Origin of the sequence: Streptococcus sp. 9.1(2021) (assembly GCF_030466425.1) — a bacterium.
GTDB lineage: Bacteria > Bacillota > Bacilli > Lactobacillales > Streptococcaceae > Streptococcus > Streptococcus wuxiensis.
Window position 1 is genome coordinate 1 of record NZ_JAGQFU010000001.1, and the last position, 22,159, is coordinate 22,159.

The following is a 22,159-nucleotide window of genomic DNA, read 5'->3' on the forward strand; positions in this document are numbered from 1 at the left end:
TGGTAACGATCGTACCGGTTCGATTCCGGTCCTCGGCATATATTGAAGAGCACCCTTAGCTCAACTGGATAGAGTACCTGACTACGAATCAGGCGGTTAGAGGTTCGACTCCTCTAGGGTGCATTAACAATTTAATTCGGGAAGTAGCTCAGCTTGGTAGAGTACTTGGTTTGGGACCAAGGTGTCGCAGGTTCGAATCCTGTCTTCCCGATTGATGGCGGTGTAGCTCAGCTGGCTAGAGCGTCCGGTTCATACCCGGGAGGTCGGGGGTTCGATCCCCTTCGCCGCTATAATGATCTTGTTGGACCTTTAGCTCAGCTGGTTAGAGCTCTCGGCTCATAACCGAGTGGTCGTAGGTTCAAGTCCTACAAGGTCCATTGGAATGATGGAGGATTACCCAAGTCCGGCTGAAGGGAACGGTCTTGAAAACCGTCAGGCGTGTAAAAGCGTGCGTGGGTTCGAATCCCACATCCTCCTTTATTTATTATTAACGCGGGATGGAGCAGCTCGGTAGCTCGTCGGGCTCATAACCCGAAGGTCGTAGGTTCAAATCCTGCTCCCGCAATATTTGGCTCGGTAGCTCAGTTGGTAGAGCAATGGATTGAAGCTCCATGTGTCGGCGGTTCGATTCCGTCTCGCGCCATTTTTTAATATGATACTATGCGGGTGTAGTTTAGTGGTAAAACTACAGCCTTCCAAGCTGTTGTCGCGAGTTCGATTCTCGTCACCCGCTTTGAACTTTGTTCAAGTACCAAGTTTTTACTTGGGCGCGTAGCTCAGGTGGTTAGAGCGCACGCCTGATAAGCGTGAGGTCGGTGGTTCGAGTCCACTCGTGCCCATTAATAGGAGAATTACTCAAGAGGCTGAAGAGGACGGTTTGCTAAATCGTTAGGTCGGGTAACTGGCGCAAGGGTTCGAATCCCTTATTCTCCGTAATTAAAGAGCTTTATAGCTCTTTTTTTATTGCCTTAGTCTTATATTATTCTTTTTATAACTCTTAAACATTTGATATAATGTAAGTGAAAACACTACAATAATTAGATAACGATAAAGGAGTTTGTTATGGAAGAAAAAGGTATTTTAGGAGTCTTTCTAGTTCTATTCATGAGTATTTTTATGTTTGGCTGTAGTAATCATAGCTCTGAAAATTCTAATCAGGGGCTTAGTTTATCAACAACTGTTAGTCAATCAAATACTAATGAACAAACTTCCGTAGAGTCTAAGAAAAATGTTAAAGAATTCTACAAGCCAGTTTTTGATAATTATCAAAAAATACTTTCCACACCGAAGGACGTCAATGCAATCGGTGATCTCTATAAGAGTTTACAAGGCACTGAACGCCCTATCAATAGTTGGTCTCTTGAAAATGCGGTTTTTCAATCAGATAAGATACGTTTTGCCTATGCGGATCTTAATCAAGATGGTGTAGAGGAATTATTAATAGGCGTTGAGCAATCTAATGGTGATTATTTTATTTTGGGTCTTTATTATCTTGTAAATGAGAAACCGATACTTTTAGCAGAAGGCTTTGTAGCCGGCCATGGTGGTGCTAGAAATTCTATGAATATTTATAAGGGTGGTGATATCCTGGAATTAAGTTGGTCTTCTGGAACAGGAGAAGGTAGAGGAGTACTCTATCATCTGAATTTAAACCAGCAGGCTGCAAGTAAACTACAAGAACAGGATATTCGACTTCCTGGGAATAAAACTTTGCACTCTGACTTTGGTAAGACAGAAGCCGAATTAATGGACTTCAAGCAACTAGATTGGCAGAAATTTGAAAGCTCTACTAGTAGCAAGACTATTTCGAGTGAAGAACAAAAAGCTCCTTGGAATGCTAGCAAGTCTGCTAAATTAGAAGCCTTCATAAAAGGGTGGGGAGAACGACTGGGACAACCCAATTACCAAAAGGGAATCGCAGGAGGTGATGTGGGGGCTGACCACCTCTATACACTTAGGGATGATGGACCAAGTGAGAAAATGAATGCTGAGTATACGGATACAGGTCTAGGAAATGCCCAGTACCGAATTGTAGAGCGTTATAGTAATTGGGATAAATACCCAGATGTGCATAGTTACTTCTTTGCGATAACTAATACAGGAGAAACGATTGTTTTTCATTCACCAACGACAAATGGTGGAATCATGTACTTAAAACCGACAGAAAATACAGAGATCCAAGCAGAGTTTAAACGTTTGGTAGAAGAAGAATAATCAATCATAATGGAGAGTTTGGCCTTAGCCAAACTCTTTTTCTTATATATGATTTCAAGTCAAAATTGTTGACAGATGTAATTTCTAGCATTACAATATTATATTAATGATTACACTCTTATAAAAAGTGAGATAAGGATCTTAGCTTTTAAGGAGATGGTGAGGAAGAATATGATTGAATACAAACATGTAGCCTTGCGCTACACGGATAAGGACATTTTAAAAGATGTCAATCTCCGCATTGAAAATGGAGAATTCATGGTGCTAGTGGGTCCTTCAGGATCTGGAAAGACCACCATGATCAAGATGGTGAACCGTCTCTTGGAGCCTACTGATGGCAATATCTACATGGATGGAAAACGGATCAAGGACTATGATGAACGGGAGTTACGTCTTTCTACTGGTTATGTTTTGCAGGCCATTGCTCTCTTTCCAAATCTAACTGTCGCTGAGAATATTGCACTGATTCCTGAGATGAAGGGCTGGAGTAAGGAACAAATAGCCTCTAAAACAGAAGAACTCTTAGACAAGGTAGGTCTGCCCGCTACAGATTATGCTCATCGTTTACCAAGCGAGTTATCTGGTGGGGAGCAACAACGGATTGGGATTGTACGAGCCATCATTGGGGAACCAAAAATCTTGCTGATGGATGAGCCTTTTTCAGCCTTGGATGCCATCTCTCGCAAGCAGTTGCAGGCTCTTACAAAAGAATTGCACAAGGAGTTCGGTATGACGACCATCTTCGTAACACATGATACGGACGAGGCCTTAAAATTAGGGGATCGAATTGCAGTTTTGCAGGATGGAGAAATTCGCCAGGTGGCAGACCCTGAAACCATTTTACAAGCGCCTGCGACAGACTTTGTAGCAAACTTGTTTGGAGGTAGCCTTCATGTCTAATTTGATTTCAACATTTCAAGAGCGTTTTGGGGAATGGGTAACAGCTCTAGGACAACACTTACAATTGTCTCTTTTGACCTTATTGGTTGCTATTTTTCTGACCATCCCACTTGCGGTTTATCTAAATAGCCATAAAAAAGCGGCGAACTGGGTGCTACAAGTTGCGGGTATCTTCCAGACCATTCCCTCAATGGCTTTGTTGGGGCTCTTTATTCCTTTCATGGGAATTGGAACCTTACCAGCCCTCACAGCCCTTGTCATTTACGCTATTTTCCCGATTTTGGAAAATACGATTACAGCCTTGAACGGCATTGATCCTAGTCTTGAGGAGGCAGGGATTGCTTTTGGAATGACCAAGTGGGAGCGACTCAAGAAGTTTGAAATTCCACTGGCCATGCCAGTCATTGTATCGGGGGTTCGTACAGCAACTGTTATGATCATTGGGACAGCGACTTTAGCCGCTCTTGTTGGAGCTGGAGGATTGGGCTCCTTTATCCTTTTGGGAATTGATCGTCGGAATGCTAGTCTGATTTTAATCGGTGCAATCTCATCAGCCATTTTGGCCATTCTCTTTAATGTTGTTCTCAAATGGTTGGAAAAGGCAAAGTTGCGTACAATTGTTGCAGCCTTTGCTGTCATGGTCCTTGGTTTGGGAGTTAGTTATGTTCCAAGCATCATTCCACATAATGAGAAAGACAATCTCGTCATTGCTGGGAAGTTAGGACCTGAACCTGAGATTCTCATGAATATGTATAAACTTCTCATCGAAGAAAATACGGATATGACGGTGACGGTTAAACCCAATTTTGGGAAGACAGACTTTCTTTACCAAGCGCTGAAAAAAGGGGACATTGATATCTATCCAGAATTTTCTGGAACAGTGACAGAGAGTCTCCTCCAATCATCTCCAAAAATTGGGCATGACCCGGAAAAGGTTTACGAGGTGGCTCGTGACGGCATTGCCAAACAGGATCAACTAGCCTTCCTTAAACCCATGGCTTATCAAAATACTTATGCTATAGCAGTTCCTAAAAAAATTGCGCAAGAATATGGGCTTAAGACGATTTCAGACTTGAAAAAAGTGGAAGGACAACTCAAGGCAGGATTCACTCTGGAGTTTAATGACCGTGAGGATGGAAACAAGGGCTTGCAGTCTGTTTATGGATTGAATCTCAATGTGGCAACCATGGAGCCAGCTCTTCGCTACCAAGCTATCCAATCAGGAGATATTCAAATTACAGATGCTTACTCAACAGATGCTGAAATTGCTCGCTATGATTTAGTGGTTTTGGAGGATGATAAACAACTCTTCCCTCCATACCAGGGCGCTCCACTCATGAAAGCTAAATTACTCGAAAAACATCCTGAGTTGGAAGCAGTCCTCAATAAACTAGCTGGTAAAATCACTGAGAGCCAGATGAGTCAGATGAACTATCAGGTTGGTGTGGAAGGCCAATCAGCTGAAGAAGTGGCGCGTGATTTTCTAGTCCAGGAAGGATTGCTGAAGAAGTAAAGTCTAGTTAGCTTTAGCTACGAACTTGTTCAAATAAATTTGAATGATAAACCCATCTTGCTTTTGTGCAGGATGGGTTTTTGTGTAAGTTTAAGTCAAGAAATAAATACAATTAGCTAATCTAATAGAATTAAAAGTGTAAGAACTAGAGTAGTTTTTTTTCAGACTTCATTTCGATGACATCTAAGTAAAATCTCACTACTTGATCTTCCTTATAAGATTTCCCCTTTTTCAGCCACCAAGTCAATGTTTCGATAAAGTTAGTTACAACAAAGTGCTTGAGGTAGGAAGCAGGAATACTAGGATAGGAAACTTGCAAGTCTTTTGCGACCATGGGATAAACATGGTGTTCTAATTCTTTCTGCAATTGACGGAGGAAGTAGTCATTTTTAGAGAAAAGGAGGCTGGTGACGTGGTCCTGGTTTTTCTTGAAATGTGAAAAGATATGGGACAAATAAGCTTCTGTAGTTATATTTTCCTCGCGCTCAAAAAGATGATGAAAGAGATAGCGGCAAAGCTCATCTAGGAGTAATTCTTTACTTTCATAATGGCTATAAAAGGTGGAACGACCAACATCTGCTAGGTCTATTATCTCCTGAACGGTGATTGTTTCAAAGTTTTTTTGATTTAGTAATTGCAAAAAAGCAGCATAGATGGCTTTTCGAGTCTTGGTAATGCGACGATCTTGAGTACTCATATGAACAATTCGAACAAACTGTTCACTAACGTACAGAGTAAACAGTTTGCCCCTATCCTTTCTTTTTGGAGTGAGAGATAATACTAGTAAAGATAATAATTATACTACTATTATACCAAAGGAGAATAAAAAAATGACAACAAATCGTGCTGTTTGGCTGGCTTTTTTCTTAAATCTAAGCTTTGCCATTGTTGAATTTATCGCAGGTGGAGTATTTGGTTCGAGTGCTGTTCTTGCTGACTCTGTTCATGACTTGGGAGATGCAATCGCAATTGGGCTATCAGCCTTTCTAGAAACAATCTCCAATCGTGAAGAGGATAGTCATTACACCTTGGGCTACAAACGATTTAGCCTCCTAGGAGCTTTGATAACGGCTGTGATTCTTATGACAGGATCTGTACTTGTCATTTTGGAAAATATCACAAAAATGTTTCATCCACAACCTGTTAATGATAAGGGCATCCTCTGGCTTGGAATCATTGCGGTTACTATAAATGTGTTAGCAAGTTTAGTGGTTCGTAAAGGAAAAACAAAGAATGAATCTATTCTTAGCCTGCATTTTCTAGAAGATACTCTGGGCTGGCTGGCTGTTATCCTGATGGCAATTATTCTCCGATTTACAGACTGGTATATTTTAGATCCGCTCTTATCTCTTGTCATTTCTTTCTTTATTCTATCAAAAGCCATTCCACGTTTTTGGTCTACTCTCAAGATTTTCTTGGATGCTGTGCCAGAAGGAGTAGATATCAAGCAGGTCAAGAGTCGCTTAGAGCAATTGGACTATGTTGCTAGTGTCAATCAGCTCAATCTCTGGACTATGGATGGTTTGGAGAAAAATGCCATTATCCATGTTTGTCTCGAGGATGTCAAACATATGGACGTTTGTAAAGAATCCATTCGAGACTTACTCAAAGACTGTGGTTTTCAAAATATTAGCATTGAGGTAGATGCAGACTTAGCAAGTCACCAAACCCATAAGCGCAATATGGCAGACCTAAAAGAAAGCCATGATCACGATCATCATCATTGATGAGGCGTAGTATAAGTGAGCGAAAGCTTCATAAAAAGTGTATACTTGAAATAAGTTAGATACAGAGAGGTAAATGTTTATGAAATCAGCAGTCTATAAAAAAGCAGGTCAGGTTGGTATTGAAGAGGTTACACGTCCAAGCATTCAAGAAGCGGATGATGTGATTATCCGTGTGGTTCGTGCTTGCGTATGTGGTTCAGACCTATGGAGTTACCGAAATCCAGATATTAAAGCGGGACATAAAAATAGTGGACACGAAGCGATCGGAATCGTTGAAGAAACTGGAGAAGCTATTACAACGGTCAAGCCTGGTGATTTTGTGATTGTGCCATTTACTCATGGTTGTGGGGAGTGTGATGCCTGTCGTGCTGGATTTGATGGTTCCTGTGACAATCATATCGGAAATAACCTAGGAGGGAATTTCCAAGCTGAATATCTCCGCTTCCACTATGCCAATTGGGCACTTGTTAAAATCCCTGGACAACCGTCCGATTATACAGAAGGGATGCTTAAATCCCTCTTGACTCTGGCTGATGTCATGCCGACTGGCTATCATGCAGCGCGTGTGGCAGATGTGAAACCAGGTGATAAAGTTGTCGTTATTGGTGATGGAGCTGTTGGCCAATGTGCTGTCATAGCAGCTAAGATGCGTGGAGCTTCACAAATTATTCTTATGAGTCGTCACGAAGATCGACAACAAATGGCCTTGGAGTCAGGAGCAACAGCTGTTGTGGCCGAACGTGGTGAAGAAGGAATTGCCAAGGTGCGTGAAATTCTTGGCGGTGGAGCAGATGCAGCACTTGAGTGTGTTGGTACTGAGGCGGCTGTTGAGCAAGCACTGGGTGTTCTTCATAATGGCGGTCGCATGGGATTTGTAGGAGTTCCACATTATAAGAATCGTGCTCTTGGTTCAACCTTTATGCAAAATATATCTGTTGCAGGTGGAGCAGCTTCTGCAACAACATACGATAAGCAATTCTTGCTCAAAGCTGTTCTTGATGGTGATATCAATCCAGGTCGTGTCTTTACTTCAAGCTATAAACTGAAAGATATCGACCAAGCTTATAAGGCTATGGATGAACGCAAGACTATTAAGTCTATGATTGTGATGGATTAAAAAAAAAGAAAAACCTAATAGGATTTGAGAATCTCTATTAGGTTTTTTTATGTTCAACTGGTGTGCTTAATGCAAGGTGCTTTCTCTTAACGTCAGTTTGGTTCCAAGCATAGTGAGACTTGGAATTTTACGCCCATGAAGGACCTCTCTGTTAAGAATATCCATTCCTGTACGTCCCATTTCCTCGGTGTAGACTGAGATACTGGAAAGGGGTGGGAACACTTGCTTGGTTAGAATAGTATCATTAAAGGAAATAATGCTGACGCGCTCTGGGATGCTGATGCTGGCTTCTTGAAGGGCGCGAAGAGCACCGATTGCCAAACTATCACTAGCTGCAAAAAAGGCTTGTGGAAGTTTATCTCCTAATTTTTCGATAGCCTCTTTCATCAAGTCGTATCCAGATTGGGCAGTAAATAGTCCTTGGAAAATGAATTTCTCGTTATAGATTCCCTTTTCTTGCGTATAGGATTTAAAGTAACCTAAGCGTTTATCTGCGATGACTTCTTCTTGGTCAGTAGTAGTTTCAAGACCGGATAGGATACCAACCTTTTTAAGCCCATGATCTGTAAAGTAATCAACCACCTGTCTAACCGCATTATAGAAATCCGTAATGACACAGGTATGACCAAGGGCAATCGTATCACTGTCAAGGAAAACTAGAGGTTTGTGATATTCTTCAAACGAGGCAATCTGTGCTTGGCTAAATTTCCCGATACAAAGAATCCCAATGACTTCTTCGCTAAGCGTAAAAGGCTGGTCATTAAAATAGCGCAAGATGTCGTAATCTAATTCTTGAGCTCTATTTTCAATTCCTAGGCGAATCTGGTAGTAGTAGAGATCTTCTAACTCTCCCTGTTCACTGACCCACTGGATGATAGCGATTTTCTGTTTGAGTTTATGTGATTCACCTGTTTTGAGATGTTTGGTGTAGCCTAGTTCTTCGGCAACGGTTAAAATACGATGTCTGGTTTCTTCTGTCACAGATAGACTCTGATCTCGATTGAGGACACGGGATACAGTTGCGATCGAGACAGAGGCTAGCTGAGCAATATCTTTGAGTGTAGCCATAATTCCCCTCCTTTTTAGGTTATTATAGCATATTTTTCTTACTTTTTACTCATAGTTTAGTAAAATATCGGTAAAAATGTTGACCTAAGCAAAACCCTTGGGTACAATAGAAGAAAACGATTACAGGATAAACTTTTTTACCTAATATTTCGTAAAAGGAGAATTCATATGACACAACATCTTACTGCTGATGCACTTCGCAAGGACTTTCTTGCTGTTTTTGGTCAAGAAGCAGATCAAACTTTCTTCTCACCAGGCCGTATCAACTTGATTGGGGAACATACTGACTATAATGGTGGCCATGTTTTCCCAGCTGCTATTTCACTAGGAACTTATGGAGCTGCACGCAAGCGTGAAGACCAAGTTTTGCGTTTCTACTCAGCAAACTTTGAGGACAAAGGCATTATCGAAGTTCCTCTGGCTGACCTTAAGTTTGAGAAAGAGCACAACTGGACCAACTATCCAAAAGGTGTTCTTCATTTCTTGAAAGAAGCTGGGCATGTGATTGATAAAGGTTTTGATTTCTATGTCTATGGGAATATCCCAAATGGTGCTGGTTTGTCTTCATCTGCATCCTTAGAGCTTTTGACTGGTGTCGTGGCAGAATACCTCTTTGACCTAAAATTGGACCGTCTAGATTTAGTAAAAATCGGGAAATTGACAGAGAATAACTTTATTGGGGTTAATTCTGGTATCATGGATCAATTTGCTATCGGTATGGGGGCAGACCAACGTGCCATTTATCTGGATACAAATAGTTTAGAATACGACTTGGTTCCCCTTGATCTGAAGGACAATGTTGTTGTTATCATGAATACCAACAAACGCCGTGAACTAGCAGATTCTAAGTACAATGAACGCCGCGCTGAGTGTGAAAAAGCAGTAGAAGAACTCCAAGTGGCCTTAAATATTCAAACCTTGGGTGAATTGGATGAGTGGGCTTTTGATGAATATAGCTACCTGATCAAAGACGAAAATCGCTTGAAACGTGCGCGTCATGCAGTTCTTGAAAACCAACGGACCCTTAAAGCGCAAGCGGCTCTTCAAGCAGGAGATTTAGACAAGTTTGGTCGTTTGATGAATGCTTCTCATGTTTCACTTGAGCACGATTACGAAGTAACTGGCTTGGAATTAGATACCCTTGTTCATACGGCTTGGGCTCAAGAAGGTGTTCTCGGTGCTCGTATGACAGGAGCTGGCTTTGGTGGTTGTGCGATCGCCTTGGTTCAAAAGGATGCTGTTGAGTCCTTTAAAGAAGCTGTAGGCAAGTACTATGAAGAAATCGTTGGTTACGCTCCAAGCTTCTATATCGCTGAAGTGGCAGGTGGAACTCGCATCCTTGAATAGTCAGAAGGAGGTTATCTAGTGACCTTAGTAGAAAATTTTGTGACCAAAGTCATTGCTGAAAGTAGCTTTGAAGAGTTGGATCGAATCTATCTTACCAATCGTGTTTTAGCGCTGGTGGGAGATGGAGTTCTTGAAGTTGAGACTGACCAAGATGATTTGATTGAACTAAAAGATCAGCTTGTCGAGGAAGCCGTTCGATTGGAAACAATTGAAGATAGTCAGACTGCGCGTGAGATTCTCGGTGCTGACCTCATGGACTTGGTAACGCCTTGTCCAAGTCAGGTTAATCGTGACTTTTGGGATACCTATGCCCAGTCGCCAGAGCAGGCAATTGCGGATTTCTACCAACTCAGTCAGAAGAATGACTACATCAAACTGAAGGCTATCGCAAAGAACATTGCTTATCGTGTACCATCTGACTACGGTGAACTAGAGATTACCATCAATCTCTCTAAGCCTGAAAAGGATCCAAAAGAGATTGCGGCAGCTAAGTTGGTCAAGTCGAGTAACTATCCTCAATGTCAGCTCTGTATGGAAAATGAAGGCTACCATGGTCGTGTCAATCATCCAGCTAGAAGCAATCACCGGATTATACGTTTTGATATTTCTGGTCAGGAGTGGGGCTTCCAGTATTCGCCTTACGCTTACTTTAATGAGCACTGTATTTTCCTAGATAGCAAGCATCGTCCTATGGCCATTAGTCGCCAAAGTTTTGAACGTTTGTTAGCAATTGTGAAGCAGTTTCCAGGCTACTTTGCTGGTTCAAATGCTGATTTACCAATCGTGGGTGGTTCCATCCTGACCCATGATCATTATCAAGGTGGGCGTCATGTTTTCCCAATGGAAGTGGCTCCTATTCAGAAAAGCGTTACCTTTGAAGGTTTTGAATCTGTCAAAGCAGGGATTGTTCAGTGGGCTATGTCCGTCATTCGACTAACTTCAGATTCTAAAGAGGATTTGACAGAACTAGCGGATAAAATCTTACTAGCTTGGCGTCAATACTCAGATCCAAGTGTACAGGTCTTGGCAGAAAGTAATGGAACACCGCATCACACTATCACACCGATTGCGCGTAAAAGAGATGGGCAGTTTGAGTTGGATTTGGTTTTGCGGGACAATCAAACATCTCCAGAGCATCCAGATGGTATCTATCATCCCCACAAGGATGTTCAACATATCAAGAAGGAAAATATCGGCTTGATAGAGGTCATGGGTTTGGCAATCTTGCCACCACGCTTGAAGGAAGAAGTGGAGCAGGTAGCAGCTTACCTAGTAGGAAAGGATGTTTCAGTAGCAGATTATCACCAAGCATGGGCGGATGAATTGAAAGACTCCCATCCTGACTTGACTGACAAAGACCAAGCTCTTGAAATCGTCCAAGAATCTGTAGGTAAAATCTTCGCTCGAGTTTTGGAAGATGCAGGAGTTTACAAGCAAACAGAAGAAGGACAAGCTGCCTTTATGCGCTTTGTGGAGAAGGTTGGTATTTTACCCGAATAAGTACTTGTCTCTTGCGTAGAGTCTTGAAAAGTAGTATCATAGTGTCGTTTGAAATATCAGGAGGAAAGTATGAAAGATTTTCACTTTGACGCTATATCTGCCTTTGAAAATTACGAAATTGAAAAAATGAGAGACGGTCACGTGGTGGTGACAACAAAAGTAGTGGACTCCTCACTCAACTACTATGGGAATGCTCATGGAGGCTATCTATTTACCCTATGTGACCAAATCAGTGGTCTTGTGGTGATTTCGCTAGGATTAGACGGGGTGACACTCCAGTCTTCCATCAACTATCTGAAAGCTGGAAATCTGGGGGATGTTCTCACTATCAAAGGAGAATGTGTCCACCAAGGACGTACCACTTGTGTCGTCGATGTTGACATCATCAACCAAGATGGCCGAAATGTCTGCAAGGCAACCTTCACCATGTTTGTCACAGGACAACGGTCTGAAGATAGACAGGTGAGGATATAGGAAACAAAAAAGAGGCACATGCCTCTTTTTTATGTTGTTTAATGTAAGCAACTTGTTTTAATCAATTTTCTTTATAAAATCACCGATTTTTCTTACAATCTCAGTAACAAGAGCATTTCCCATAAAGAACATTCTCATTTTATCAGAAACATCTACAATAGACCCATCAGCTAATTTCTTTTTAGCTGTCCAATTATCTGGGAAATCTTGAAGACGTTCTGCTTCAACTGGAGTTATAAGACGGTATTTACCATTAACTTTAAGAAAATGGGTTGAACGATTAACGGTACCTTCAGAAGTCAACATTGTACGACCGGGTAAGTTTAAATCGTCATAGGGAGCCATACCACCTTCAGAATAGATGTAAGTATGACCGTCTGCAGAAGTACGTTCAATTCGTTTTGGTCCCCTTAGAAATTGGAATTTTTCCAATTTTGCTGGATCTGTAATGAAATATTTATCAGGAACATCCTTTTCATCCTGAAGAATTTCACCTAATGTAATTGGTCTTCCATTAAAGTTAGGCTCTGTATCGATAGAGTAGTATTTTCCATATCTCATAATACCTGTGTTCCAAACGGTACCTGTAAAATTATCAGATACCTCTACGATATCATCTCCAAGTTCATGAAAAACATGTCTATTTTTAACTGGTATATTTTTTATTGGAAATTGAGTTGCAAATAAACCTGTTTGAAATAAATACTCATCATATTTATGTTCTTCAGCTACTGCTTCATTGTTTTCATATTGTTCATCAATTGATTTTGCAAAATTAGTATCATTACGATAAACGAAGAAGAAAACACGACGACGTCTTTGGCTTCGTCCGTAATCAGCCGCATTGATGACTCTCCATTCAACTGAATATCCCAAATTATTGAAAGCTGTTAGCATGATTGCGAAGTCTCTTCCTCGTTGTTTAGAAGGGGCTTTTAGCAATCTGTCAACGTTTTCGAGGATAAGATATTTAGGTTTAATATTTTCGGTAGCACGAATGATTTCCCAAAAGAGGACTCCTTTTTTTCCTTCGATGCCTTTTTCATTTTTTTTACTTCTAGCGACAGAATAGTCTTGACAAGGAAAACCTCCTACAATCATATCTGCATCCATTTTCGAAAATTCTTCGTCTGTAATATCAGAGATACTAATATTGATATTCTCGCTGTCGGGGAAATGATAATCATATACCTCAAATGCATCTTGAGATTTACGAGACGGTTCCCACTGGTTAGCCCACTTTGTTTCAAAGAACTGGTTATCAGATTTTTCTAATCCTATTCGGAATCCTCCGACCCCAGCAAATAGTTCGAGAACTTTCATCTTTTCTCCTTACAATTTTTCAGTTTAATCCATTATATACTATTTTCAACGATTGATCAAGTATTAATGCTTGCTTTGTATTTAATCTGATATAATATAGGGAGTAGGAGAAAAGAATGAAACAAAATTTATTTAATTATAACGATGAAGATATTGATAGTGTTGTAAATTACTCTCATAAACTTTTGAATAGAAAATTTGCTGAGGTTATGGAAGAATATAATCGTTCTCTCTATAAAACATACGAGGATTATCAAAATCAAGAAGCTAATGAATATGAGAAAAAAGAAATTAAACCATCGTCAAAGGGACAGTATGGGAATTATATAGAACGTTATTATTATGGGTATCAGCCTAACAGTAATGCTGCAGCCGATTTTGAAAAAATTGGAGTAGAGCTTAAGGTGACTCCATTTAAAGTTAATAAGAATGGAACCATTTCTGCAAAAGAACGACTAGTCTTGACGATTATTAATTATTGTGAAGAGAACTTGGACGATTTTTATCAAACTCATCTATGGCAAAAATGTTCTAAAATACTTTTATTATTTTACAACGGTTTGATTCCTGAAAATACAGTTTTGGATTACATGATTGAAAAAGTGTTTCTGTATGAATGGTTTGAGGAAGATATGAATGTCATTTTAGATGATTACGCTCGAATTACTCAGAAAATTAAGGAGGGACGTGCGCACGAATTGTCCGAGTCCGATGGAAACTATTTATCAACTTGTACTAAAGGAGCCGGTAAAGACAAAGATTGGAAAAAACAACCTTTTAGTGATGTTTTGGCAAAACAACGTGCCTGGGAATTAAAGTCTAGTTACATGACGTATTTGATTAATCATAAAATCTTTGCTAGTCATGAACAGGAGAGTGTATTAGCTACTGCAAAAGGAACGAAAAAAACATTTACCCAGCTTATTGAAGAAAAAATTTTGAAGTATGAAGGATGGAGAGCGGAAGACTTATATGATGCGTTCGGTATTCCTCGTCGCTCAAAATCTAGAAATAATTTACTGATTCGTAAAATGATTGGTATTACTGGTGATATAGAAAATACTCAGGAATTTCAAAAAGCCAATATGAATCTTAGAGTTATTAGTGTGAATAAAAAGGAGCTACCTACTGAAGACTCACCGTTTAAAGTTTATGATTTTATAGAATTGGCAAAAAATGATAACTGGGAAGAATCTCATGTTTTTCAAGAAATTTGTGACAAACGCTATATGTTTGTTGTATTTAAGGAAGAGGAACCTGGAGAATATGTTTTAAGTCAAGTGAAGTTTTGGGGATTTCCTGAACGTTTAGTCGATGAAGCAAAACGTGTCTGGAATGAAACACGTACCATTATTAATGAAGGGGTACAGTTAACTCAGACAAAAAAAGGTGTTTCGACAAACTTTCCTCAAAGCAAAGTGAATAAGTTCTTGTTTACCAAAATTCATGCATCAAACTCTTATTATGAGATTGAAAAAAATGTTTTTGTAGGAAAAGGAAAACTATCAGATACGAACCCCCTTCCTGATGGGCGAAGAATTACCAAGCATTCTTTCTGGATTCCTAAAAAGTTCCTTAAAGATATTTTGGATGGTAAGTGGGATTAAGTGATTTTCAACAATAAAAAAAGAGGCAAACGCCTCTTTTTTTATTACTTTCCCACTCTAATGATTTATCATTCTATTCGCTAAATCTTAAAAAATAGCCATCTGGGTCTAGAACTGCAAATTCATGAGGGTAGATATATTGTTCACCAACTCGAAATTCTCTTTTAGTCAAAGGACGATAGATGGGATAGTTGGCTTCCAGCAGTTTTTGGTGGAGCTGAGGGACATCCTTGATACCAAAGGAAATATTGACACCACGCCCGAAAGGATAAGTCAGTTGGGATAATTCTTCTGCGTTGCCTTCTTCTAGCATAAGTTGGCAGTCTTCAAGCGAAAGGAAGAGAAATTTTTCCTCTGGACGCTCGTATTCGACAGAGAATCCCAATAAGTCGCAGTAGAAGGAACGAGACTGTTCTAGATTCGAGACTATAAACTCGGGAATAACTGCATTGTAGTCCATAAAGAAACTCCTTACAATTCAATCTCCAAGACAATCGGTGTATGGTCTTGGCGTGCTCCTGAATCAATCATGTCTGATTTGGTAACCTTGTCTGCTACACGGTTACTTGTGAGCCAGTAGTCGATTCTCCAGCCTGTGTTGTTGATTTTTGAAGTCTTGCTGCGTTGTGCCCACCAAGTATAGCGTTCTGGCACATCGCCATGGATATGGCGGAAGGTATCTGTAAATCCTTTGGCTAAAAGGTTTGTAAATCCTTCACGTTCTTCGTCTGTAAATCCTGGTGAACGGCGGTTGCTGGCAGGATTTGCAAGGTCGATTTCCTTGTGAGCTACGTTGTAGTCTCCAGTCGCAAGGACTGGTTTTTCTTTGTCTAGTTGCGCCAAATACTCAGCATATTTGACATCCCAGACTTGGCGTTCTTCCAAGCGTTTGAGCCCATCACCAGCGTTTGGAGTGTAAACTTGCGTTACGAAAAATGCATCAAATTCCAAGGTGATGATGCGGCCTTCCAAGTCCATGGTAGAAGGAGCACCGATTTCTGGGAAGCTGATCGTTGGTGTGAGTTCTTTTTTATAGAGGAACATGGTTCCAGCATAGCCTTTACGAGCAGGTTCTTGAGAGGAACGCCAAGTATTTTCATATCCAGGGAAGAGTTCTTCTAACACCTCAAGATGTTTTTTAGTAGGCCCTGTAGCTGAAAGCTTGGTTTCTTGGATGGCGATGATGTCAGCGTTTTCAGCAACCAATGTTTGAAGGACGTCTTGTGATAATTTCGCACGCGCAGAATCGCTCGTGAGTGCAGCGTTTAGGGAATCAATATTCCATGAGATCAGTTTCATAATGTTTACCTTTTCATTCAGATTATAGACAATATTATACCAGAAAAAGAAGTATTTCCCCAGCGTATAGTTTGAAAAATCCAGGTCATTCCTTTATAATAAAGAATGATTTATGTAAAAGATTGAAAATAAATGAAATGTTACTCCTTTGAATATCTTTATCGCTGAATATGACAAAGTTTAAGTTAGTGTCATCACCTATGAATAGGAAAAACCTGAGGTAGTCGCCTCAGGTTTCCATTTGTCATTAGAAAGGAATTTTATGTCCATCATCCAAAAACTCTGGTGGTTTTTTAAATTAGAAAAACGTCGTTACCTAGTTGGAATTGTAGCTTTGGTTTTGGTTTCTGTACTAAACCTCATCCCACCTATGGTCATGGGGCGCGTGATCGATGCCATCACTTCGGGACGATTAACACAAGATGAGCTCCTGCTTCATCTCTTTTATCTCCTGCTGGCAGCTTTCGGGATGTACTACCTGCGTTATGTTTGGCGCATGTATATCCTAGGGACCTCCTACCGACTTGGACAAATCATGCGTTCAAGACTATTCGAGCACTTTACAAAAATGTCGCCTGCTTTTTATCAGAATTATCGAACTGGGGATTTGATGGCTCATGCAACCAATGATATCAACGCTCTGACTCGTTTAGCAGGTGGTGGTGTCATGTCGGCGGTGGATGCCTCTATCACGGCCTTGGTGACTCTCTTGACCATGCTCTTTAGCATTTCTTGGCAGATGACCTTGGTTGCCATTCTGCCCTTGCCATTTATGGCCTATGCGACTAGTCGTCTGGGGAGAAAGACCCATAAGGCTTTTGGCGAATCGCAAGCAGCCTTTTCTGAACTCAACAATAAGGTTCAAGAATCTGTATCAGGTATCAAGGTAACCAAGTCCTTTGGCTATCAGTCTGATGAATTGGCATCTTTCCAGGAAGTCAATGATTTGACCTTCCAAAAGAATCTGCAAACTATGAAATATGATAGTCTCTTTGACCCCATGGTTCTACTCTTTGTTGGTTCTTCCTATGCCTTAACTCTCTTAGTCGGTGCCTTTATGGTGCAAGCAGGACAAGTAACCGTTGGGAATCTTGTCACCTTTATCTCTTACTTGGATATGTTGGTATGGCCCTTGATGGCGATTGGTTTCCTCTTTAATATTACTCAAAGAGGGAAGGTTTCTTATCAACGAATTGAGAGTCTTTTGTCCCAAGAGTCACCTGTAAAAGATCCAGAATCTCCAATTAACGGGATTGAAAATGGGCGCTTAGACTATGCCATTGATCGTTTTGCCTTTGAAGACGAAGAGACGCTGAGAGATATACATTTTAGCCTCGAAAAAGGGCAAACCTTGGGCTTGGTTGGACAGACTGGTTCAGGGAAAACTGCTTTGATTAAGTTGCTCTTGCGTGAGTATGACGTTGACCAAGGAGCTATTTATCTAAATGGTCATGACATTCGTGACTATCGACTAGCTGACTTACGAAGTTTGATGGGATACGTTCCACAGGACCAATTTCTCTTTGCTAGCTCTATCTTAGACAATATTTGTTTTGGAAATTCTGACCTACCTTTCTCAGCAGTGGAAGAAGCGACAAAGTTGGCTCAAGTCTATCAAGACATTCAAGCCATGCCTGAGGGATTTGATACGATTATCGGTGAAAAGGGAGTTAGTTTGTCTGGTGGTCAAAAGCAACGTCTTGCCATGGCCCGTGCTATGATTTTAAATCCTGATATCTTGATTTTAGATGATTCCTTGTCAGCTGTGGATGCTAAGACAGAGTTCGCAATCATCGATAATCTCAAGGAAACTCGCAAAGATAAAACGACTATCATCACTGCCCATCGTCTCAGTGCAGTTGTTCATGCAGATTTGATTTTGGTCATGCAGGATGGTCGCATCATTGAACGAGGTAGGCATGAAGACTTACTAGCCTTGAATGGTTGGTATGCCCAGACCTACCAGTCTCAACAGTTAGAAATGAAAGGAGAAGAAGATGCGGAATAAACAAGAACAATGGTCTGTATTGAAGCGTTTGTTGTCTTATCTTAAGCCTTATGGGCTCCTCACCTTTTTAGCACTTGCTTTTCTCCTTGCGACAACTGTTATTAAGAGTATTATCCCCCTGGTAGCTTCTCACTTTATCGACCAGTATCTACATAATCTCAACCAACTTGCTGTTACAGTTTTGCTAGTTTACTATGGTCTCTACATTCTTCAAACCATTGTCCAATATGTAGGTAATCTCCTCTTTGCGCGCGTGTCCTACAGCATCGTTAGAGATATCCGACGTGATGCCTTTGCCAATATGGAGAAGCTAGGCATGTCTTACTTTGATAAAACGCCTGCAGGCTCAATTGTCTCTCGTTTGACAAATGACACCGAGACTATCAGTGATATGTTTTCGGGAATCTTATCTAGCTTTATCTCGGCAGTCTTTATATTCGTGACGACCCTTTATACCATGTTAGTTCTGGACTATCGTCTGACTGCTTTAGTATTGCTCTTTCTTCCTTTGATTTTCCTTTTGGTTAATCTCTACCGTAAAAAATCGGTCAAGGTCATTGAAAAAACCAGAAGTCTACTGTCAGACATTAACAGTAAGCTGGCAGAAAATATCGAAGGCATTCGTATTATTCAAGCCTTTAACCAAGAAAAACGCCTGCAAGAAGAGTTTGATGAGATAAACCAGGAACACCTAGTCTACGCTAACCGTTCAGTAGCCTTGGATTCTCTCTTTTTACGTCCAGCTATGAGTTTGTTGAAACTGTTGGGCTATGCGGTTTTGATGGCTTACTTTGGCTATCGCGGTCTTTATCTAGGAATAACGGCAGGAACTATGTATGCCTTTATCCAGTATATCAATCGTCTCTTTGATCCCCTGATCGAGGTAACGCAAAACTTTTCTACTCTTCAGACATCCATGGTGTCAGCAGGTCGTGTCTTTGCACTTATTGATGAGACCAACTATGAACCGGCCCAAGAAAATGGTCAATCCAAGATTCAAGAAGGAAATATCCGCTTTGAGCATGTGTCCTTCTCTTATGATGGGAAACACCAAATTCTAGATGATATTTCCTTTACTGTCAATAAAGGTGAAACCATTGCCTTTGTCGGACATACAGGATCTGGAAAATCTTCGATCATCAATGTTCTCATGCGCTTTTATGAATTCCAGTCAGGTCGGGTACTACTAGATGGTGTGGATATTCGAGAGTATAGTCAAGAGGAGCTGAGAAAAAACATCGGTTTGGTTCTACAGGAACCCTTCCTCTATCATGGGACCATAAAGTCCAATATCGCCATGTACCAAGATATCAGTGATGACCAAGTCAAGGCTGCAGCAGAATTTGTCGATGCAAATTCTTTCATTCAGGACCTTCCTCTGGGCTATGATGCTCCTGTGTCTGAGCGTGGTTCGAGTTTTTCAACTGGTCAACGTCAGCTTCTTGCCTTTGCTAGAACTGTTGCCAGTCAACCTAAAATTCTGATTTTGGATGAAGCAACAGCCAATATCGACTCTGAAACAGAGGCCTTGGTTCAAAATTCCCTAGCCAAGATGAGACAAGGTCGGACAACCATCGCCATCGCCCATCGCCTTTCTACCATTCAAGATGCTAATTGTATCTATGTTCTTGATAAGGGACGTATCATCGAAAGTGGAACCCACGAGGAACTCCTAGCATTAGGTGGAACCTATCACAAGATGTATAGTTTGCAGGCAGGGGCTCTTTCCTAGGGAAGAATTCCTTTAAAACACAGATTTCTTGCACTGCCTCTTTCATTTTGTGGTATAATGTAGAATGTTAATAAAGATTATATATAAAAACAGAGGAGAATGTGCATGCTGAAATGGGATGAACTACCTCAAGAAATGCAATTGAGCGAGGTAAAACCATACTACCAGCTTGTGTCTAGAAGAAAAGGCTCACTGATTTTCAAGCGTTGTCTAGATTTGTTTCTAGCCGTAGTCTTGTTAATCTCGACCTCCCCCTTATTTCTGATTCTAAGCATCTGGATCAAGCTAGATAGCAAAGGTCCAGTTATTTACAAGCAAGTGCGGGTAACCCAGTACAACCGTCATTTCAAGATTTGGAAATTCCGGACCATGGTGACGGATGCTGATAAAAAAGGAAGTCTAGTAACTTCTGCAAATGACAGTCGCATCACTAAAGTTGGAAATTTCATTCGACGTGTTCGTTTGGATGAATTGCCGCAATTGGTCAATGTCCTCAAAGGAGAGATGTCTTTTGTAGGAACACGCCCAGAAGTACCACGCTACACAGAGCAGTATAGCCCTGAAATGATGGCTACCTTGCTCTTACCAGCAGGGATTACTTCCCTTGCCAGCATTAACTATAAGGATGAGGATGCCATCATCAGTCAAATGACTGCAAAAGGTATGACGGTTGACCAGGCTTATGTGGAAAGAGTCCTTCCAGAGAAAATGCACTTTAACCTAGCCTACCTACGTGATTTTAATTTCTTCGGAGATATCAAGATCATGTTCCAGACTGTAGTTGAAGTTTTAAAATAAAGTAGTCACAAGAGTGAATACAGTAAAAGGAGTAAATCAATGACAAAGTATAATATTCCATTTTCACCACCCGATATTACCGAAGCTGAAATTGCTGAAGTAGCCGATACCCTTCGTTCTGGTTGGATCACAACAGGTCCGAAGACAAAAGAACTAGAGCGTCGTCTGTCCGTCTATACTAAAACGCCTAAGACAGTCTGCCTCAACTCTGCAACAGCAGCTCTTGAATTGATCTTGCGAGTGCTTGAAGTAGGGCCTGGTGACGAAGTCATCGTTCCAGCTATGACTTATACAGCATCATGTAGTGTCATTACTCACGTAGGTGCGACACCAGTGATGGTTGATATCCAAGATGATACCTTTGAAATGGACTATGATAAGCTTGAGCAAGCAATTACTGAGAAGACTAAGGTTATCATCCCAGTTGAACTTGCAGGAATTATCTGTGACTATGACCGTTTGTTCCAAGTTGTAGAAAAGAAACGCGACCTCTTTACAGCTGCTAGCAAGTGGCAAAAGGCCTTTAACCGTATTGTGATTGTCTCTGATAGTGCCCATGCTTTAGGTTCAACCTACAAGGGACAACCAGCCGGTTCAATTGCAGACTTCACATCATTTTCTTTCCACGCAGTCAAGAATTTTACAACTGCAGAAGGAGGAAGTGCCACTTGGAAAGCAAATCCAGCGATTGATGATGAAGAAATGTACAAGGAATTCCAAATCCTATCTCTTCATGGTCAAACAAAAGATGCTCTTGCTAAGATGCAACTAGGTTCATGGGAATACGATATCGTAACACCAGCCTACAAGTGCAACATGACAGATATCATGGCTTCACTAGGTCTAGTTCAGCTAGATCGTTATCCTAGCTTACTACAACGTCGTAAGGATATCGTGGATCGCTATGACCGTGGATTTACAGGAACTCGTATTCACCCATTGGCTCATGAGACAGAAACTGTTGAATCTTGTCGTCACCTCTACATCACCCATGTAGAAGGAGCAAGTCTCGAACAACGCAATCAAATCATTCAAGAATTGGCCAAGGCAGGAATCGCAAGTAACGTCCACTACAAACCGCTTCCGCTTTTGACAGCTTATAAGAATCTTGGTTTTAATATGGCAGATTATCCACGAGCTTATGCCTTCTTTGAAAATGAAATTACATTACCGCTTCACACAAAATTAACGGATGAAGAAGTAGACTATATCATTGAGACTTTTGTCAGAGTTTCTGAAGAAGTTCTTGCTTCTTCAAAAAACTAATAAAAAAATTAGTAAAAAATGAATGAAAACGATTGACAAAGAAAAAACAATAACATATAATTAACTCAACAAATCAGAAAAGTAGTTATTTTTGATCTTCAGGGAGCCTGTGGTTACTGTGAACAGGTGTTTGAAAATAGTGAAATTGGGCTGATTTGAAAAAATGAATTTGAAACAATGAAAATTCGGTAGGCACACCTTACAGTGCAACTTGTTGTTAGACAAGGCAGAGATGTAAAGGGGATATTCTCTTTACAATTGAGGTG

18 protein-coding genes, 10 tRNA genes and 1 other annotated feature (1 of these 29 cut by a window edge) are annotated in these 22,159 nt (G+C 40.7%); of the genes, 23 read left to right on the plus strand and 5 right to left on the minus strand.

Annotation, left to right across the window (positions count from 1 at the left end):
- The first annotated feature begins 49 nt into the window (after positions 1-49).
- From KBU52_RS00005 to KBU52_RS00065, 13 genes are all read left to right on the plus strand, one after another.
- Positions 50-123: transfer RNA gene (locus KBU52_RS00005), tRNA-Arg, on the plus strand.
- Positions 124-137: 14 nt separating this feature from the next.
- Positions 138-211, plus strand: a tRNA-Pro gene (locus KBU52_RS00010).
- Between the two features lie 5 nt (positions 212-216).
- Positions 217-290 (plus strand) — tRNA-Met (locus KBU52_RS00015).
- A 13-nt stretch (positions 291-303) separates the two neighbouring features.
- Positions 304-377 (plus strand) — tRNA-Ile (locus KBU52_RS00020).
- 10 nt (positions 378-387) lie between these two features.
- A tRNA-Ser gene (locus KBU52_RS00025) sits at positions 388-477 on the plus strand.
- 14 nt (positions 478-491) lie between these two features.
- Positions 492-565 (plus strand) — tRNA-Met (locus KBU52_RS00030).
- A 5-nt stretch (positions 566-570) separates the two neighbouring features.
- A tRNA-Phe gene (locus KBU52_RS00035) sits at positions 571-643 on the plus strand.
- Positions 644-662: 19 nt separating this feature from the next.
- Positions 663-733 (plus strand) — tRNA-Gly (locus tag KBU52_RS00040).
- A gap of 32 nt (positions 734-765) precedes the next feature.
- A tRNA-Ile gene (locus tag KBU52_RS00045) sits at positions 766-839 on the plus strand.
- 6 nt (positions 840-845) lie between these two features.
- Positions 846-933: transfer RNA gene (locus KBU52_RS00050), tRNA-Ser, on the plus strand.
- A gap of 129 nt (positions 934-1,062) precedes the next feature.
- Complete coding sequence (locus KBU52_RS00055) at positions 1,063-2,214, plus strand: DUF4767 domain-containing protein (RefSeq protein WP_254723903.1); 1,152 nt, start codon at positions 1,063-1,065, stop codon at positions 2,212-2,214.
- Positions 2,215-2,385: 171 nt separating this feature from the next.
- Complete coding sequence (locus KBU52_RS00060; RefSeq protein WP_254723904.1) at positions 2,386-3,114, plus strand: ABC transporter ATP-binding protein; 729 nt, start codon at positions 2,386-2,388, stop codon at positions 3,112-3,114.
- Positions 3,107-4,627 (plus strand): ABC transporter permease/substrate-binding protein, encoded by a 1,521-nt coding sequence (locus KBU52_RS00065; protein WP_254723905.1) that lies wholly within the window; start codon positions 3,107-3,109, stop codon positions 4,625-4,627. The genes KBU52_RS00060 and KBU52_RS00065 overlap by 8 nt, the downstream gene beginning before the upstream one ends.
- A 145-nt stretch (positions 4,628-4,772) precedes the next feature.
- On the opposite strand, the gene KBU52_RS00070 is transcribed toward KBU52_RS00065, so the two are convergent.
- Positions 4,773-5,324 (minus strand): TetR/AcrR family transcriptional regulator, encoded by a 552-nt coding sequence (locus KBU52_RS00070; RefSeq protein WP_254723906.1) that lies wholly within the window; start codon positions 5,322-5,324, stop codon positions 4,773-4,775.
- A gap of 133 nt (positions 5,325-5,457) precedes the next feature.
- Between KBU52_RS00070 and KBU52_RS00075 the strand changes: the two genes are divergently transcribed.
- Positions 5,458-6,354 (plus strand): cation diffusion facilitator family transporter, encoded by an 897-nt coding sequence (locus tag KBU52_RS00075; RefSeq protein WP_254723907.1) that lies wholly within the window; start codon positions 5,458-5,460, stop codon positions 6,352-6,354.
- Positions 6,355-6,433: 79 nt separating this feature from the next.
- Positions 6,434-7,471 (plus strand): zinc-binding dehydrogenase, encoded by a 1,038-nt coding sequence (locus tag KBU52_RS00080; RefSeq protein WP_254724598.1) that lies wholly within the window; start codon positions 6,434-6,436, stop codon positions 7,469-7,471.
- 66 nt (positions 7,472-7,537) lie between these two features.
- Here KBU52_RS00080 and KBU52_RS00085 read toward each other — a convergent pair whose 3' ends face one another.
- On the minus strand, positions 7,538-8,539 hold the full coding sequence (locus tag KBU52_RS00085) for a LacI family DNA-binding transcriptional regulator (RefSeq protein WP_254723908.1): 1,002 nt from the start codon (positions 8,537-8,539) through the stop codon (positions 7,538-7,540).
- A gap of 168 nt (positions 8,540-8,707) precedes the next feature.
- Here KBU52_RS00085 and KBU52_RS00090 point away from each other — a divergent pair, with 168 nt between their 5' ends.
- The 3 genes from KBU52_RS00090 (at position 8,708) to KBU52_RS00100 (ending at position 11,860) form a co-directional block, all read left to right on the plus strand.
- On the plus strand, positions 8,708-9,886 hold the full coding sequence (locus KBU52_RS00090) for a galactokinase (protein WP_254723909.1): 1,179 nt from the start codon (positions 8,708-8,710) through the stop codon (positions 9,884-9,886).
- Between the two features lie 18 nt (positions 9,887-9,904).
- Positions 9,905-11,386, plus strand: coding sequence for a UDP-glucose--hexose-1-phosphate uridylyltransferase (locus KBU52_RS00095; protein ID WP_254723910.1), 1,482 nt, complete (start codon positions 9,905-9,907; stop codon positions 11,384-11,386).
- Positions 11,387-11,455: 69 nt separating this feature from the next.
- Positions 11,456-11,860 (plus strand): PaaI family thioesterase, encoded by a 405-nt coding sequence (locus KBU52_RS00100; protein ID WP_006152721.1) that lies wholly within the window; start codon positions 11,456-11,458, stop codon positions 11,858-11,860.
- A 57-nt stretch (positions 11,861-11,917) separates the two neighbouring features.
- Here KBU52_RS00100 and KBU52_RS00105 read toward each other — a convergent pair whose 3' ends face one another.
- Entirely contained in the window at positions 11,918-13,183 is a 1,266-nt protein-coding gene (locus tag KBU52_RS00105; RefSeq protein WP_254723911.1) for a DNA cytosine methyltransferase, read from the minus strand.
- 116 nt (positions 13,184-13,299) lie between these two features.
- Between KBU52_RS00105 and KBU52_RS00110 the strand changes: the two genes are divergently transcribed.
- A complete protein-coding gene (locus KBU52_RS00110) occupies positions 13,300-14,790 on the plus strand; it encodes a Sau3AI family type II restriction endonuclease (RefSeq protein ID WP_254723912.1) in 1,491 nt (496 codons plus the stop codon).
- 73 nt (positions 14,791-14,863) lie between these two features.
- Here KBU52_RS00110 and KBU52_RS00115 read toward each other — a convergent pair whose 3' ends face one another.
- Positions 14,864-15,250: a VOC family protein gene (locus tag KBU52_RS00115; protein ID WP_254723913.1), complete on the minus strand. Its 387-nt coding sequence runs from the start codon at positions 15,248-15,250 to the stop codon at positions 14,864-14,866.
- Positions 15,251-15,261: 11 nt separating this feature from the next.
- Positions 15,262-16,089, minus strand: coding sequence for an exodeoxyribonuclease III (locus KBU52_RS00120; protein WP_254723914.1), 828 nt, complete (start codon positions 16,087-16,089; stop codon positions 15,262-15,264).
- A gap of 262 nt (positions 16,090-16,351) precedes the next feature.
- On the opposite strand from KBU52_RS00120, the gene KBU52_RS00125 reads away from it, so the two are divergent.
- The 4 genes from KBU52_RS00125 to KBU52_RS00140 all read left to right on the plus strand — a co-directional run bounded on the left by KBU52_RS00125 (position 16,352) and on the right by KBU52_RS00140 (position 21,893).
- Positions 16,352-18,097: an ABC transporter ATP-binding protein gene (locus tag KBU52_RS00125; RefSeq protein ID WP_254723915.1), complete on the plus strand. Its 1,746-nt coding sequence runs from the start codon at positions 16,352-16,354 to the stop codon at positions 18,095-18,097.
- A complete protein-coding gene (locus KBU52_RS00130) occupies positions 18,087-19,829 on the plus strand; it encodes an ABC transporter ATP-binding protein (RefSeq protein ID WP_254723916.1) in 1,743 nt (580 codons plus the stop codon). The genes KBU52_RS00125 and KBU52_RS00130 overlap by 11 nt, the downstream gene beginning before the upstream one ends.
- A 105-nt stretch (positions 19,830-19,934) precedes the next feature.
- Positions 19,935-20,627 (plus strand): sugar transferase, encoded by a 693-nt coding sequence (locus KBU52_RS00135; protein ID WP_254723917.1) that lies wholly within the window; start codon positions 19,935-19,937, stop codon positions 20,625-20,627.
- A gap of 39 nt (positions 20,628-20,666) precedes the next feature.
- Positions 20,667-21,893 (plus strand): DegT/DnrJ/EryC1/StrS aminotransferase family protein, encoded by a 1,227-nt coding sequence (locus KBU52_RS00140; protein ID WP_254723918.1) that lies wholly within the window; start codon positions 20,667-20,669, stop codon positions 21,891-21,893.
- 59 nt (positions 21,894-21,952) lie between these two features.
- Positions 21,953-22,159 (plus strand) — a binding site (T-box leader) (it continues 25 nt past the right edge of the window).